Here is a 14384-nt window from a genome sequence, read left to right on the forward strand (position 1 = left end):
AAGTAAGATCCCTGAAAGATGATCAGGTTGATAGGTCTGAGGTGGAAGTGTGGTGACACATGGAGCTGACAGATACTAATCGATCGAGGACTTAACCTAAAATGATTTGTGAATGGTTTATCACACGTTATCTAGTTTTGAGAGAATACCTCTCAATTTTAGTTTGGTGGCGATAGCGAAGAGGTCACACCCGTTCCCATACCGAACACGGAAGTTAAGCTCTTCAGCGCCGATGGTAGTTGGGGGTTTCCCCCTGTGAGAGTAGGACGTCGCCAAGCTGTTTATAATATCGCGGGGTGGAGCAGTTCGGTAGCTCGTCGGGCTCATAACCCGAAGGTCGCAGGTTCAAATCCTGCCCCCGCAACCAATTTAAAAAAGTTGTTTAAAAGGAACAACTAAAATATGGTCCGGTAGTTCAGTTGGTTAGAATGCCTGCCTGTCACGCAGGAGGTCGCGGGTTCGAGTCCCGTCCGGACCGCCATATTACAAACAAACGAAACATATTGCTTTCGTTTTTTTTTATACGCTCGTTTTTAAAAGCTTGGGTTTTGACCTAAGCTTCTTTTATTTCTTGGATAATTGGTCATTATTCGATAAGATAAGGGTAGTGTTTCAAGCCAGCAACAACAAAGGAGCATGTTCTTATGGATGAATTTGAGCTGATAGAGAGGATAACGCCAAGTTCTCTGTCTCATCGAGAAGTCAAGATCGGGATAGGTGATGATGCAGCCGTTTATGAATCAAAAGAAGGCTATGAGGAAATCGTTTGTGTCGATACCATGGTAGATGGTGTGCATTTTCTTTCTTCTCATTCATCTCCTGCTGATATCGGTTACAAAGCATTGGCTGTCAATATTAGCGATATTGCAGCAATGGGTGGGTATCCAAAGTTCTATCTTGTATCTCTTGCGATTCCATCAGGCTGGAATGAGGCTGCTATTGAGACAATGTATGAAGAGATGAATAAACTGGCGAAACTATATAAAATGGATCTTATCGGCGGTGATACCGTATCTACTAATGGACATCTGGTGATAACTGTAACAGTTATTGGTGAGATCGAAAAAGGAAAAGTTTGTTTACGTAGTCATGCACAACCCGGTGATGTTGTTTTTGTAACAGGAGAGCTTGGTTCATCATCAGCAGGACTTGCACTTTTATTGGAGAAAATCTCCACAAAAGATGAGGTTCTGGCGCAATATTTTATTGAACGACATAAAAGACCAAGACCACAAATTGAAGCGGGGTTCATTTGTTCACATTATGAACGGGTTGCCCTTAACGATATTAGTGACGGGCTTGCCAATGAACTGAATGAAATTGCTGTAGCAAGTCGTGTTTCTATAGAGATTTACCAGAATATGATTCCTAAGCATGCTGAATTACATAAACTACACACAGAGTGGGAAAAGTTTGTTTTATTTGGTGGTGAGGACTTTGAGTTAGTTGGTACAATCTCAAGCCAACAGTGGGAACGTTTTGCAAAAGAATGTGCTGACCATCAAGTATCGGTAACGCAAATTGGCCATGTGAGCCAAGAAAGTGACTTTAAAGTCTTTTTACTAAATGGACAAAACCGAGTTCCTCTTGAGAAAAAAGGATATCAACATTTTAAATAAGACAGGTGACATAAAGGTGAACATATTAGAGTGGCATACGACAAAACCTGAAGAGACGAAGAAAATTGGTGAACGAACCGCCAGTTTAATTAAAGCAGGTGATGTCATTACATTGGAAGGGGATTTAGGGGCTGGGAAAACTACTTTTACAAAAGGTTTTGCTGAAGGTCTCGGCATCCGTCGAATCGTCAACAGCCCTACTTTTAACATTATTAAAGAATATCGAGATGGGATACTTCCTTTGTTTCATATGGATGTATACAGAATGGAAGATAGTTTCGAAGATCTTGGATTGGATGAATATTTTGATGGTGATGGGGTTTGCCTTGTTGAATGGGCTCATTTAATTCATGAACAGCTCCCCAAAGAACGTCTGGAAATTGTCATTAACAGGCTAAATGAAGATGAGAGAAAACTGACATTTTCACCAAAAGGCGAACGATACGATATTCTTTGTAAGGAGCTAAGTGAATATGACAATACTTGCGATTGATACCTCTAATTTAACATTAGGAATTGCTTTAGTGAGAGATGGAAAAGTGATAGCTGAACATCTCTCACATCTGAAAAAAAACCACTCCATTAGAGCAATGCCAGCAATTGTTGAATTGCTTAAGGAGTGCGGCTTACAAACAGCTGATTTAACTAAAATTGTTGTGGCTAAAGGCCCTGGATCTTATACAGGCGTACGGATCGGTGTCACAATTGCAAAAACGCTTGCATGGTCTTTACAACTTCCGATTGCAGCCGTTTCCAGCCTTGAAGTGTTAGCCGCAAACGGTCGTTTTTTCTCTGGCCTGCTTTGCCCGGTTTTCGATGCAAGGCGTGGGCAAGTTTATACAGGATTATACCATTATGAGGAAAGCGACAAGTTGGTTGCTTTAGAAGACGACCAAAATATTTTGTTTGAAGATTGGCTACAAAAGCTCAAAAAAATAGACAAGCAAGTGTTGTTTCTCGGTCATGATACAAAAATCCATAAGGAAATGATTGAACAAATTCTCGGTCAACAAGCGATGATTGCAGAACCTGCACTTCAGCTTCCTCGTCCATCTGAACTAGCTTTAATTGGAGAGTTTAAAGAACCTGAACCCGTACATGGCCTCGTTCCTAACTATCTTCGTTTGGCTGAAGCTGAAGCTCTATGGCTGGAAAAACAAAAGTAACGGGTGAAGTGATATGATTATAAGGGATATGAGCACTAAAGATTTAGATCAAGTCATCGAAATTGAACAGCACTCGTTTCCAACCCCATGGAAAAAGGAATCGTTTTATCATGAGCTTCATCATAATATATATGCTCATTACCTTGTCATTGAAATCGAAGAGCAAGTCATCGGTTATTGCGGAATTTGGATTGTGATGGATGATGCACAAATTACGAACATTGCCATCACACCCGCATATCGAGGGCGTTCCTATGGAGAGACTCTTTTAATGGCTGCCATGAATCGATGTCGAAAAGAAGAAGCAGAACAGCTCTCCCTTGAAGTCAGGGTGTCCAATCATATTGCACAGAGCTTATATCGAAAACTCGGTTTTCAACCCGGGGGAATCCGTAAAAACTATTATAGTGATAATGGAGAAGATGCTTTATTAATGTGGGTGAAATTGAATGAATCATAAAAAAGACTTATATGTATTAGGAATTGAAACTAGCTGTGATGAAACTGCTGTTGCGATTGTAAAAAACGGCACGGAAATCATTACGAATGTCGTTGCATCACAAATTGAAAGTCATAAACGTTTTGGGGGAGTTGTGCCAGAAATTGCTTCAAGACACCATGTAGAACAAATCACTATTGTACTTGAAGAAGCTCTATTAAAATCAGGTATGTCTTTTGACGATATTGACGCGATTGCGGTAACTGAAGGGCCTGGGCTTGTCGGTGCGTTACTGATTGGGGTGAACGCTGCGAAAGCACTTAGTTTTGCTCACAATATTCCGCTGGTGGGTGTTCATCATATTGCAGGTCATATTTATGCCAATCGCCTTGTAAAGGAACTATGTTTTCCTGCACTGGCTTTAGTTGTCTCAGGAGGGCATACTGAACTTGTTTATATGAAAGAACACGGATCGTTTGAAGTGATTGGGGAAACACTTGATGATGCTGCAGGTGAAGCATATGATAAAGTGGCTAGAACGATGGGACTCCCTTATCCTGGCGGTCCCCATATTGATAAATTGGCTCAACAAGGAACTGCAAATGTACCATTGCCCCGTGCTTGGCTTGAAGAAGGCAGTTATCATTTCAGCTTTAGTGGCTTAAAATCTGCGGTGATCAATACGCTTCACAATGCATCACAAAAAGGGGAGACAATCTCACCAGAGGACTTGTCAGCAAGTTTTCAAGAAAGCGTCATTGAAGTGCTCGTCACCAAAACGGAACGCGCTGCAAAAGCTTTTCATGTCAAACAGATTTTGCTTGCCGGGGGAGTCGCTGCAAATAAAGGGTTAAGAACAGCGCTTGATCAGACATTTGCCAAATACACGGATATTGAGCTATTGATTCCGCCCCTTTCATTATGCACAGACAATGCGGCTATGATTGCAGCCGCAGGTGCTGTAGCGTTTGAAAAAGGAATAAGAGGAAAATATGATATGAATGGTCACCCTGGCTTGGAATTGATTTCTTACTAGACTTTACAGCTGATAAAAATGATTAACATTTTATTCACATCTATCCACAGACCTGTGTATAACGTTAAATAACCTGTTATATAGACCTTTTTAACCTGTTGATAATGTGTATAAATATTATATTTTTTGTGGATATTGTGGGTAAATCGTTTTCATTCTTGTAAATAGAGCTATTGTTTTGTGGATAACAAAAAACCGCTTCGGGAATATATGAAGCGGTTTTTTGAATTATTCAGCTGTTGAAAGTCCTTCCCATTCAGCTAATAATTGATCAAGTTCCACATGAAGCTGTTCATTTTCGGAATTGATTTCTTGAACCTTTTTATGATCTTGAAATACATCAGCATCACATAACAATTGTTCATTTTTTTCAATTTGTTCTTCAAGGTTGGTGATTGTTGATTCGATTTCTTCAATGCGACGTTGCCGCTGTCGTTCTTTTCTCTTCCACTCTTTCTCTTCTTCATAACTTCGTTTTGAACTAGGTTTTTCAGTACTCGTTTGTTTGTGGACATCTGTCCTTTGTTTTTCAAGTTCTTCAAGTTCTTCAAGTTCAAGCTGTTGGGCTTTTTTTTCTGTATAATAATCATAGTCTCCCAAGTATTCTTCTGCTTTTTCAGATGAAAGCTCAAATACCTTTGTCGCGATACGGTTGATAAAATAACGGTCATGGGACACGAATAAAATTGTGCCAGGGTAATCAATCAGAGCATTCTCTAATACTTCTTTACTGTCTAAATCAAGATGGTTTGTCGGCTCATCAAGAATAAGAAAATTAGCTTTTTGAAGCATGAGTTTTGAAAGAGCAAGCCTAGCTTTTTCTCCACCACTTAAAGCATGCACTGGCTTTAAGACATCATCTCCAGAAAACAGAAAATTTCCTAAACATGTTCGAATATCTTTTTCATTTAACTCAGGATAATCATCCCAAAGCTCGTCCAACACACGTTTTGAAGAAGTAAGTTCAGCTTGTTCTTGGTCATAATAGCCGATTGAGACATGTGAACCTGTTGAAATTGTACCTGAGACAGGTTTTAGCCTTTGAATCAGTGTTTTTAAAAGAGTTGATTTACCGATACCGTTCGGACCGACGAGTGCCACGCTTTCTCCGCGGGTAATATAAAAATTTAATGAGCGAAGGACCGGCGGCTGATTTTGGTAACTGACTGTCAAGTCTTGAACTCGTAAAACATCGTTTCCGCTTTGTTTAGAAATTTCAAAATGAAAAGATGCTGATTTTTCATCGCCGAGCGGTTTCTCCATCACATCCATTCGTTCGAGCTGTTTTCTCCTACTTTGTGCTCGTTTTGTTGTTGAGGCTCTGGCTAAATTCCGCTCAACGAATTGTTGGAGTTTGGCAATTTCGTCCTGTTGTTTTTCATACAACTTCATTTCTCTTTCAAGCTGTTCCGCTTTTAATTGCAGATAAGAGCTATAGTTTCCTTGATATTTTTTACTTTGTGTACGGGAAATCTCGTAAACTTGTGTGACGACTTTATCAAGAAAATACCTGTCATGAGAAACGATTAAAATGGCGCCGCTATAGTTTTGTAAATATTGTTCCAACCATGTTAATGTATCAATGTCCAAATGGTTTGTCGGTTCATCGAGAATGAGGAGCTCGGGTTTTGTTAAAAGCATTTTCCCAAGCGCAAGCCTTGTTTTCTGTCCGCCGCTTAAATCCTGAACTCGAGCGGAGTCATCAGCAAAGCCAAGTCCATGAATGATAGACCTGACTTCAGCTTCATATTGATAACCACCTTTATCTTTAAATTCCTGCTGAAGCCTATCATATGTTTTCATTAAACTTTCTAGTTTTTGGGAGTCGACCACTGCCATTTGTTCTTCAATCGAACGCATCTCTTTTTCTATCGCTTTCAAAAATTCAAATACTGATAGCAGTTCTTCTTTTAGGGTCAGCTTCGAATCGAGTCCTGAGTGTTGGTCAAGATAGCCTATTGTGAGATCTTTAGGCTTGATCATGTCTCCTTCATCATAAGACATTTGACCGGCGATCATTTTTAACAAAGTTGATTTTCCAGCCCCATTCCGGCCAACAATCGCAATTCGATCCCGAGATCTGACTTCCAGTTTTATATTTGTTAAAATTTTATCGGCTCCAAACGATTTTGAGAGCTGATTAACTTGTAAGATCATCATGATATTCACCTCTTGTTTGCTAATTTAAGTGTAGCTTATCGGAAAGCTGTCAGCAAACAATTAAAAGAAGTCTGGAAGAATTTAACCAAAAGAAACAGACAGAATGAAAAAAATAGTGTAAAATCGTTATGAGGAGAGTTATAGATATGAATGAATTTACACATTTCAATGAACAAGGTAGAGCCAAGATGGTTGACATAAGTGAAAAGGAAGCTTCGGTTCGCATCGCTGTAGCTGTTTCAAGTGTAACAATGAGCAACTCGGTTTATGAAAGGATTACCAATCAGCAAATCGGAAAAGGCGATGTTTTAGCTGTAGCCCAAGTAGCTGGTATTATGGCTGCGAAACAAACATCTAATATGATTCCCATGTGCCATCCAATTGCACTAAAAGGAGTCGATATTTCCTTTCAATGGGAAAGGCAGGAAGATGAAAGCATTCTGCACATACGATCTATGGTGAAGACAAAAGGAAGTACAGGTGTTGAAATGGAAGCGTTAACTTCAGTTAGTGTGTGCGCGCTGACCGTTTATGACATGTGTAAAGCTGTGGATAAGGGAATGGTAATAGGTCCTACCGCTCTTCTTGAGAAGACGGGTGGAAAAAGTGGTGATTTTAAAAGGGGAAAAGTCGGTATAAATACGGAGGATCACTTATGAACATGGATCATTCAAAAATTCCGCAAGCGACAGCGAAACGATTGCCGCTATATTATCGTTTTTTGAAAAACCTTCATGCATCAGGGAAGCAGCGTGTCTCATCTGCTGAGTTAAGTGATGCAGTAAAAGTCGACTCCGCCACAATTCGCAGGGATTTTTCCTATTTTGGCGCACTGGGTAAAAAGGGATATGGTTACAATGTCAACTATTTATTGTCTTTTTTTAGAAAAACGCTTGATCAGGACGAAATGACAGATGTAATCTTGATTGGTGTAGGGAATTTAGGGACAGCCTTTTTGAATTACAATTTTATTAAAAACAATAATACAAGAATTGCAATGGCTTTTGATATCAATAAGGATAAGATCGGAACGGAGATTGGTGGTGTTCCTGTCTATGATCTGAACAAGCTTGAAGAACATATGGGGGGTAACATTCCTGTTGCCATTTTAACGGTTCCTGCTCAAGCTGCTCAATCCATTACAGATCGGCTGGTGGAACTCGGTATTAGAGGAATTCTTAATTTTACGCCGGCTCGTTTGAATGTGCCGGAGCATATTCGAACTCATCATATAGATTTAGCGGTTGAACTTCAGTCACTGGTGTATTTTCTAAAACATTATTCAATGAAAGAGGGAAGCGTAAAATAAAGGAAAGGGGGCTCATTTTTTATGCCGACAATCGGTCCTGGAAGCTTTATTTTAATCGTTGTGGTGGCGCTGTTAATTTTCGGTCCGAAAAAACTTCCTGAACTAGGAAAAGCCGCGGGGAATACGTTGCGTGAATTTAAAAATGCAACCAAAGGGTTAGCAGATGATGATACCGATAAAAAGAAAGAGAATCAGTAGGTTAGGGTGACATTGATGAAAGAAAAAGAAATGTCACTTGCACAGCACATCACAGAACTTCGCAGACGTCTATTGTTTATGATTGTCTTTTTTGTCTTGTTTGTCACAGTAGGCTTTTTTCTTGCGAAGCCGGTTATCATTTACTTGCAACAGACAGATGAAGCAAAACTGCTTACCCTCAATGCCTTTAAGCTGACAGATCCCTTATTTGTGTATGTGCAGTTTGCATTCATCATTGGCGCAGTATTAACATCACCGTTGTTTTTTTATCAAATATGGGCTTTCATCAGTCCAGGTCTTTATGAAAAAGAACGAAAAGTGACGTTAAGCTATATTCCAATTTCGATTATACTTTTTCTGGGCGGGATTGCCTTTTCTTACTTTATTTTATTTCCGTTTGTTGTTGATTTTATGACAAATATCACCGAGGATCTCCATGTCAATCAAGTGATTGGCATACATGAGTACTTTCAATTTCTATTGCAATTAACATTGCCTTTTGGCCTTTTATTTCAGATGCCTGTAGTCATCATGTTTTTCACAAGGCTCGGGCTGTTGACACCGATGTTTTTAGGAAAGATCAGAAAGTACGCCTATTTCGTTCTCTTTGTCATTGCAGCATTGATTACGCCTCCTGATGTTATGTCTCATTTAATGGTATCAGTGCCTTTATTAATTCTTTATGAAGTCAGTATTGCAATTTCAAGAGTATCTTACCGACAGGCTCAAAAAACTGTCATACAGGAAGAAAATCAATCATTTGCCAATCGTCAAACAAAATAAAGAGCCAGCAGTGGCTCTTTATTTTTTACGGTTCAGTTTACTTGATAAGACGAACATTTTAATGGAAATGCTGATATTATAAGCGGCAAACAACATGAGAAGAACTGTGTAGAAAGACCACATATCCCCTGGTGAAGTTGCAGCTAAATAAGTAAACAGCACACCTGTTAGCAGATAAATCAATCCCCAAAACATCGGGCTTCTCATCATAAAAATCCTCCAATAATTAGTTGCATGTTTTCAGCACGTTGTAAAAAATCTTCAATAGGTTCCCGAAACACTTGAACAAGCACAACAAGTGTATTCATCGCAACATGGGCAAAAATAGGAACAATAATTCTGTTTGTTCTAACGTATAAAAAGGCGAAAGTAAAGCCCATCGCTGTATAGATTAAAATATGGGTAAAATCGAAATGCACAAGTGAAAACATGAAAGAACTGAACAAAGCAGCAATGAAAAAGTTTGTTTTTTCATAGATCACCCCAAACGCAATCTTTCTAAAAATGATTTCTTCCAAAATAGGACCGAGCAAAGAAGAGACGATAACCATTAGTGGCAATGTTTGAATGACTTCCATGATTTTTTGTGTATTTTTCGATTCAGGATTAACACCGAATAATTTCATTTCAATCATTGCAGCAATGGATTGGGCAAACAGGGCGAGGAAAACGCCGCCAATCGCCCATAATATTGAAACTCCAGGTGATGCTTTCGGGCGGTTTCTGAGCGTTGTCTTCGGTAACGTTCTCAAGATGAGTAGCACGATCACAAGACAGAGTGAAAAGGCAATGACAGACCAGACACCTACCCATGTAAGATACGTTTTCTGAGACATCTGACCTGTTCCTACTAGCCAGCTAGAAACGAGAAAGCTGATGAATTGCATGCCGACATATGTCAAAATAATATACCAATATTGTTTTCGCAAGCCGTATGTACTCCTTTTTTAAAGTATAAAATAAACTATTTTTTTATTGTAACACACTCTTTTTAAATTATAGGCTAATAAAGAACACTAAGAAAATTGGCATTATGAAAATTTTTCATGCTTATCACTTGAAATTGCCTGAGAGATTATTTATTATAAGAATTGTGTTAGCACTCATTGAGTGTGAGTGCTAAAATTACATATGAAAATATTGAGGAGGTTGTTTCATTGTTAAAGCCATTAGGTGATCGCGTTGTCATTGAGCTCGTTGAGTCTGAAGAAAAAACTGCTAGCGGAATTGTACTTCCTGACTCCGCAAAAGAAAAGCCCCAAGAGGGTAAAGTGGTTGCTGCCGGTTCAGGCCGTGTATTAGAGAGCGGAGAGCGCGTTGCATTAGAAGTCAAAACAGGCGACCGCATTATCTTCTCAAAATATGCTGGTACCGAAGTGAAGTATGAAGGTGCTGATTACTTGATTTTACGTGAAAGTGACATTTTAGCTGTGATTGGCTAAGCCATAAATAAATCTTTACACAATCTTGAGGAGGTTTGAAAAACATGGCAAAAGATATTAAGTTTAGCGAAGAAGCCCGCCGTTCAATGCTCAGAGGTGTAGATGCATTAGCGGATGCTGTAAAAGTGACTTTAGGACCAAAAGGACGCAATGTCGTTCTTGAGAAAAAATTCGGGTCTCCATTAATCACAAATGACGGTGTAACAATTGCCAAAGAAATCGAACTTGAAGATGCTTTTGAAAACATGGGTGCGAAGCTAGTTGCTGAAGTTGCCAGCAAAACAAACGATGTTGCCGGTGACGGAACAACAACAGCAACAGTTCTTGCTCAAGCGATGATTCGCGAAGGCTTGAAAAACGTGACAGCTGGTGCTAACCCTGTGGGCGTACGTAAAGGGATTGAGCAAGCTGTTTCTGTAGCAATTGAAAGCTTGCAAGAAATTTCTAAACCGATCGAAGGCAAGGAATCAATTGCTCAAGTTGCTGCGATTTCTGCAGCTGATGAAGAAGTCGGAAGTCTGATTGCTGAAGCGATGGAACGCGTTGGAAACGACGGTGTCATCACAATTGAAGAATCAAAAGGATTTACAACAGAACTTGAAGTTGTGGAAGGTATGCAATTCGACCGTGGATATGCTTCTCCTTACATGGTAACGGATTCTGATAAGATGGAAGCGGTTCTTGACAATCCTTATATCTTAGTAACAGACAAGAAAATCACCAACATTCAAGAAATCCTGCCAGTGCTTGAACAAGTTGTTCAACAAGGAAAACCATTGCTTCTGATTGCCGAAGATGTTGAAGGTGAAGCTCTTGCAACACTTGTTGTCAACAAATTGCGTGGAACATTCAATGCAGTTGCTGTAAAAGCTCCTGGATTCGGTGACCGTCGTAAAGCGATGCTTGAAGACATCTCTATTTTGACTGGTGCAGAAGTGATTACAGAAGATTTAGGTTTAGATCTTAAATCAACTGAAATCAGCCAATTAGGACGCGCTTCTAAAGTTGTTGTTACGAAAGAAAACACAACAATTGTTGAAGGTGCTGGCGAATCAGAAAAAATCGCTGCTCGTGTCAACCAAATCCGTGCTCAAGTTGAAGAAACAACTTCTGAGTTCGACAAAGAAAAATTACAAGAGCGCCTTGCAAAACTTGCTGGCGGCGTAGCTGTCATCAAAGTTGGTGCTGCAACTGAGACAGAACTAAAAGAACGCAAACTACGCATTGAAGATGCCCTCAATTCTACTCGCGCTGCAGTAGAAGAAGGAATCGTATCTGGCGGTGGTACAGCGCTTGTTAATGTATACAAAAAAGTATCTGAACTAAATGCTGAAAGTGACGAACTAACAGGTGTGAACATCGTTCTTCGCGCCCTTGAAGAACCAATTCGTCAAATTGCACACAATGCTGGACTTGAAGGCTCTGTTATTGTTGAGCGCCTCAAAAAAGAACAAGTCGGCATCGGCTACAATGCAGCAACTGGCGAATGGGTCAACATGATCGAAAAGGGTATTGTAGACCCTACAAAAGTAACACGCTCAGCTCTACAAAACGCAGCTTCTGTAGCAGCGATGTTCTTAACAACTGAAGCGGTTGTCGCTGACAAGCCAGAAGAAAAAGGTGCTGCCGGTGCCGGAATGCCTGATATGGGCGGCATGGGTGGAATGGGCGGCATGATGTAATAAGGTTTTCTTATCCTCTAAAGCATTATTGCCCACTTTTTTCCCACAGTGGAAATATTAAAAGAAGCTTCTCATGAGTTTAGCAAACTTGTGGGAAGCTTCTTTTTTTGGCTTAGTAATATGCAAATAGATATTTTTAGTTGTATCATCATATGTGCCCCATGCGATCCATAATTTGTTCTAGGCTAACCCCTGCTTCAGCAAGTAGAGATGTATGAGTGTGTCTCAATGAATGTGGTGTGGGTGCAGAGTTTAAACCAGCAATTTTAAGCAATCTTTTCATGCGTATCTGGATTAACTTCACATAAGGTGGATAGCCTGCATTTTCTTTATCTAGGTATAAAAATAACTATGTGACTAGCAAAAGTAAGAAACAAAAAGAAGTGTTAAAACAAAACGGACTAACAAAATGATGGGCTGCCAAGAGGCAGTCTTTTTTTATTAAACAATAGGAGTGGTTTAAATGGTAAAAGTCCGTGAAAAATTTTGTAACAGTCAATCGTTATACTCGTCCAGGTGTTAAATTATCAGGTGTTAAAGGAATTGTCATGCACTGGACAGCAACTCCTGGGGCATCTTCATTAAATGAACGCAACTATTTTAACAGTACATGTGTGGTCGATAAGCGTTACGCATCGGCCCATTATTTTGTAGACCGCAAAGAAGCGCAGTACATTATCCCTGAAAATGACTTATCATGCCCATGATGGGAACCGTTGTTATGTTAGTTTCTTAAAGCCAAACGCCAATCAAACAGCAATCAGTGTGGAAATGTGTGTGGAAAAAGACGGGGAAATCCACAGTGAAGCTGTTGAAAATGCGGCTGAACTAGTTGCAAAACTATGTAAGCGATACAGACTATCCACAAGCAGAATCGTTCGTCATTACGATGTCACGTAAAAAAACTGTCCGGCTTCTTGGGTAAGTGATTCAAGTCAACTATCAGCATTTCGGAAAAAAGTTGATAGCTTACTAGGAAATAAAACTGTCACAAAAACAAACGCATCTTCAAGTAGTAACAAGAAATTAGGATACCCGTTGCCTTCCGGTGTTTATAAACTTCAAACTCCAATGATGAAAGGGGAAGCAGTTAAGCAGATTCAAGAAGCACTGGCGGGACTTCATTTTTACCCAGACAAAGGCGCGGAAAATAATGAGGTTGATGGTTACTATGGACCGAAGACAGAAGATGCGGTTAAGACGATTCCAATTGATGCATGGACTAGCTGCGGACGGTATTAATGGGTCAAAGACGAAGCTTGAGGCGTTTATTGAAGTAATTAAAAGGCCCTCAATATTGAGGGTCAACCAATTAAAGATGATATAATAGTTTATTCTTTAAGGCCTTATTCAAATCATATACTTCAAAACAACTATAATCAAACGAATGAATCTCTAACTCTGTAAATTGATGTTGTATTCATTCATCTTCTTCGGTTTCTGGATATCCATTATCCCAGATAACTTTTTTACATTTTTTTATAGTGATAAATACCCCAAATCCAAATTGAACAACATGTTTTATCTATTATCTCTTTTGTAGAGAAATAATGCAGTAACTTTCTTTATTTTTCTGAAGATATATTACTAATTTCTAAAATACTAAAAATGACCAATCGTAGTCTCTTGTGATCATAATATAAGAGAAGAATAGATAATGATCAAAATGATCATAAAGACCTATTATTTTTAGTAGTAAATGAAACTTTTCATCTATTACATTTTAGGTCTTTTGGATGTTAAAATCGTTATGATATTACATAGGAGGTATTGGAAAGAAGATGAAAAAACTTTTAATTACATTTTGTGTAGCTGTACCGCTAGTTTTTACCGGTGTGACAAATTTAAAGGCGGCTGAATCTCCTAACTCGGAAACTATTAACTACATATTAAAAATGAATCCGGGTCTTACTAAGGGAGAGTTAATGAATTCAGCAAAGCAAGCTGCAAAACAAAGTAAAAAATCAACTGAACAAGTACTTAATGAAGTAAAAAGTGAACTTAAAAAACAAGAAAACTTAACCAGAAATGAAGAAGCCAAAAGTATCACTTTTAGTGCAGCAGGTAGTAGTAGTAGTAGTAGTGGGTCAAAAAAACAGATAGGTACTAGTTCAAAAGGAAACATTTTTTATACTCCAGCTGCTACTATTGGAGTTCAACACGGACATGTAGGAATGTACTATACATCTAATACGATTGTTGAGTCTGTTAAAGGAGGCGTTAGAGCTATAAAAACCAATAGAGTATTTGTAGAAAGAAATGCTGTTGTTAAATCAGTTAAAGTCTCTAAGAATAAAAAGTACAATTCAGTTAATTGGGGAAAAAGTCGTGTAGGGAAAGATGGTTACTCAGGTAATTTTGTAACTAATAGAATAACAAGTCATTATGGTGCTAAAAACTGCTCAAAATTAGTATGGTCAGCTTTTAAAATGAAAGCAGGTATTGACATGGATAAAAACAAAGGCTATGGTGTTTATCCAAAAGATATTCGAGACTCTTCTTATACTAAATTTGTTAGAAGAGTAGATTAAATTGTTGGCTCCCTAAGTC

General features: G+C 39.0%; 16 protein-coding genes, 2 tRNA genes, 2 rRNA genes and 2 pseudogenes. 18 read left to right on the forward strand and 4 right to left on the reverse strand.

Features of this window, described 5'->3' with window-relative positions:
- The 9 genes from PDT38_RS11810 to tsaD form a co-directional block, all read left to right on the forward strand.
- Positions 1-99: ribosomal RNA gene (locus tag PDT38_RS11810) — 23S ribosomal RNA — on the forward strand; the annotation flags it as partial.
- A 63-nt stretch (positions 100-162) separates the two neighbouring features.
- Positions 163-278: ribosomal RNA gene (gene rrf / locus PDT38_RS11815) — 5S ribosomal RNA — on the forward strand.
- Positions 279-290: 12 nt separating this feature from the next.
- Positions 291-367, forward strand: a tRNA-Met gene (locus tag PDT38_RS11820).
- Positions 368-404: 37 nt separating this feature from the next.
- A tRNA-Asp gene (locus PDT38_RS11825) sits at positions 405-481 on the forward strand.
- Positions 482-644: 163 nt separating this feature from the next.
- On the forward strand, positions 645-1619 hold the full coding sequence (gene thiL / locus PDT38_RS11830; RefSeq protein WP_270801785.1) for a thiamine-phosphate kinase: 975 nt from the start codon (positions 645-647) through the stop codon (positions 1617-1619).
- A 16-nt stretch (positions 1620-1635) separates the two neighbouring features.
- Complete coding sequence (tsaE, locus tag PDT38_RS11835) at positions 1636-2112, forward strand: tRNA (adenosine(37)-N6)-threonylcarbamoyltransferase complex ATPase subunit type 1 TsaE (RefSeq protein ID WP_270801786.1); 477 nt, start codon at positions 1636-1638, stop codon at positions 2110-2112.
- Positions 2093-2785, forward strand: a complete 693-nt coding sequence (gene tsaB, locus PDT38_RS11840; protein ID WP_270801787.1) for a tRNA (adenosine(37)-N6)-threonylcarbamoyltransferase complex dimerization subunit type 1 TsaB — start codon at positions 2093-2095, stop codon at positions 2783-2785. The genes tsaE and tsaB overlap by 20 nt, the downstream gene beginning before the upstream one ends.
- Positions 2786-2798: 13 nt before the next feature.
- A complete protein-coding gene (gene rimI / locus PDT38_RS11845; protein ID WP_270801788.1) occupies positions 2799-3245 on the forward strand; it encodes a ribosomal protein S18-alanine N-acetyltransferase in 447 nt (148 codons plus the stop codon).
- Positions 3235-4260: a tRNA (adenosine(37)-N6)-threonylcarbamoyltransferase complex transferase subunit TsaD gene (tsaD, locus tag PDT38_RS11850; RefSeq protein WP_270801790.1), complete on the forward strand. Its 1026-nt coding sequence runs from the start codon at positions 3235-3237 to the stop codon at positions 4258-4260. Before rimI ends, tsaD begins: the two co-directional genes overlap by 11 nt.
- A gap of 228 nt (positions 4261-4488) precedes the next feature.
- On the opposite strand, the gene PDT38_RS11855 is transcribed toward tsaD, so the two are convergent.
- The gene (locus PDT38_RS11855) at positions 4489-6420 is read right to left on the reverse strand and encodes an ABC-F family ATP-binding cassette domain-containing protein (protein WP_270801792.1); all 1932 of its coding nucleotides are present in this window, start codon (positions 6418-6420) and stop codon (positions 4489-4491) included.
- Positions 6421-6566: 146 nt separating this feature from the next.
- On the opposite strand from PDT38_RS11855, the gene moaC reads away from it, so the two are divergent.
- The 4 genes from moaC to tatC are packed head-to-tail and all read left to right on the forward strand — an operon-like array spanning position 6567 to position 8710.
- Positions 6567-7079: a cyclic pyranopterin monophosphate synthase MoaC gene (gene moaC, locus PDT38_RS11860; protein ID WP_270801794.1), complete on the forward strand. Its 513-nt coding sequence runs from the start codon at positions 6567-6569 to the stop codon at positions 7077-7079.
- The gene (locus tag PDT38_RS11865; RefSeq protein WP_270801796.1) at positions 7076-7729 is read left to right on the forward strand and encodes a redox-sensing transcriptional repressor Rex; all 654 of its coding nucleotides are present in this window, start codon (positions 7076-7078) and stop codon (positions 7727-7729) included. The genes moaC and PDT38_RS11865 overlap by 4 nt, the downstream gene beginning before the upstream one ends.
- Positions 7730-7750: 21 nt before the next feature.
- On the forward strand, positions 7751-7927 hold the full coding sequence (locus PDT38_RS11870; RefSeq protein ID WP_172293156.1) for a twin-arginine translocase TatA/TatE family subunit: 177 nt from the start codon (positions 7751-7753) through the stop codon (positions 7925-7927).
- Between the two features lie 15 nt (positions 7928-7942).
- The gene (gene tatC, locus PDT38_RS11875) at positions 7943-8710 is read left to right on the forward strand and encodes a twin-arginine translocase subunit TatC (RefSeq protein WP_270801799.1); all 768 of its coding nucleotides are present in this window, start codon (positions 7943-7945) and stop codon (positions 8708-8710) included.
- Between the two features lie 18 nt (positions 8711-8728).
- Here the strand turns inward: tatC and PDT38_RS11880 are convergent, their stop codons facing one another.
- Positions 8729-8917 (reverse strand): YdiK family protein, encoded by a 189-nt coding sequence (locus PDT38_RS11880; RefSeq protein ID WP_253907751.1) that lies wholly within the window; start codon positions 8915-8917, stop codon positions 8729-8731.
- Positions 8917-9639: a CPBP family intramembrane glutamic endopeptidase gene (locus PDT38_RS11885; protein ID WP_270801803.1), complete on the reverse strand. Its 723-nt coding sequence runs from the start codon at positions 9637-9639 to the stop codon at positions 8917-8919. The genes PDT38_RS11880 and PDT38_RS11885 overlap by 1 nt, the downstream gene beginning before the upstream one ends.
- A 228-nt stretch (positions 9640-9867) precedes the next feature.
- Between PDT38_RS11885 and groES the strand changes: the two genes are divergently transcribed.
- Positions 9868-10152: a co-chaperone GroES gene (groES, locus tag PDT38_RS11890; RefSeq protein WP_152850215.1), complete on the forward strand. Its 285-nt coding sequence runs from the start codon at positions 9868-9870 to the stop codon at positions 10150-10152.
- A gap of 44 nt (positions 10153-10196) precedes the next feature.
- Entirely contained in the window at positions 10197-11834 is a 1638-nt protein-coding gene (groL, locus tag PDT38_RS11895; RefSeq protein WP_270801806.1) for a chaperonin GroEL, read from the forward strand.
- Between the two features lie 57 nt (positions 11835-11891).
- On the opposite strand, the pseudogene PDT38_RS11900 reads toward groL, so the two are convergent.
- Positions 11892-12162 (reverse strand): annotated as a pseudogene (locus PDT38_RS11900) (tyrosine-type recombinase/integrase); the annotation flags it as partial.
- A gap of 25 nt (positions 12163-12187) precedes the next feature.
- On the opposite strand from PDT38_RS11900, the gene PDT38_RS11905 reads away from it, so the two are divergent.
- The 3 genes and pseudogenes from PDT38_RS11905 (at position 12188) to PDT38_RS11915 (ending at position 14365) form a co-directional block, all read left to right on the forward strand.
- Positions 12188-12247: a hypothetical protein gene (locus PDT38_RS11905; RefSeq protein ID WP_270802144.1), complete on the forward strand. Its 60-nt coding sequence runs from the start codon at positions 12188-12190 to the stop codon at positions 12245-12247.
- 63 nt (positions 12248-12310) lie between these two features.
- Positions 12311-13161: pseudogene (locus tag PDT38_RS11910) on the forward strand (peptidoglycan recognition protein family protein).
- Positions 13162-13615: 454 nt separating this feature from the next.
- On the forward strand, positions 13616-14365 hold the full coding sequence (locus PDT38_RS11915) for a hypothetical protein (RefSeq protein WP_270801807.1): 750 nt from the start codon (positions 13616-13618) through the stop codon (positions 14363-14365).
- Positions 14366-14384 lie beyond the last annotated feature (19 nt).

Origin of the sequence: Bacillus changyiensis (genome assembly GCF_027706145.1) — a bacterium.
Lineage (GTDB): Bacteria > Bacillota > Bacilli > Bacillales > Bacillaceae > Bacillus > Bacillus changyiensis.

Excerpts from the sequence above, each read along its gene's own strand:
- PDT38_RS11915 (WP_270801807.1), top strand. The coding sequence starts at position 13,616 with ATGAAAAAACTTTTAATTACATTTTGTGTAGCTGTACCGCTAGTTTTT.
- PDT38_RS11865 (WP_270801796.1), top strand. The coding sequence starts at position 7,076 with ATGAACATGGATCATTCAAAAATTCCGCAAGCGACAGCGAAACGATTG.
- groL (WP_270801806.1), top strand. The coding sequence starts at position 10,197 with ATGGCAAAAGATATTAAGTTTAGCGAAGAAGCCCGCCGTTCAATGCTC.
- rimI (WP_270801788.1), top strand. The coding sequence starts at position 2,799 with ATGATTATAAGGGATATGAGCACTAAAGATTTAGATCAAGTCATCGAA.
- PDT38_RS11880 (WP_253907751.1), bottom strand. The coding sequence starts at position 8,917 with ATGAGAAGCCCGATGTTTTGGGGATTGATTTATCTGCTAACAGGTGTG.
- tsaB (WP_270801787.1), top strand. The coding sequence starts at position 2,093 with ATGACAATACTTGCGATTGATACCTCTAATTTAACATTAGGAATTGCT.
- tsaD (WP_270801790.1), top strand. The coding sequence starts at position 3,235 with ATGAATCATAAAAAAGACTTATATGTATTAGGAATTGAAACTAGCTGT.
- thiL (WP_270801785.1), top strand. The coding sequence starts at position 645 with ATGGATGAATTTGAGCTGATAGAGAGGATAACGCCAAGTTCTCTGTCT.
- PDT38_RS11855 (WP_270801792.1), bottom strand. The coding sequence starts at position 6,420 with ATGATGATCTTACAAGTTAATCAGCTCTCAAAATCGTTTGGAGCCGAT.
- moaC (WP_270801794.1), top strand. The coding sequence starts at position 6,567 with ATGAATGAATTTACACATTTCAATGAACAAGGTAGAGCCAAGATGGTT.
- tatC (WP_270801799.1), top strand. The coding sequence starts at position 7,943 with ATGAAAGAAAAAGAAATGTCACTTGCACAGCACATCACAGAACTTCGC.
- PDT38_RS11870 (WP_172293156.1), top strand. The coding sequence starts at position 7,751 with ATGCCGACAATCGGTCCTGGAAGCTTTATTTTAATCGTTGTGGTGGCG.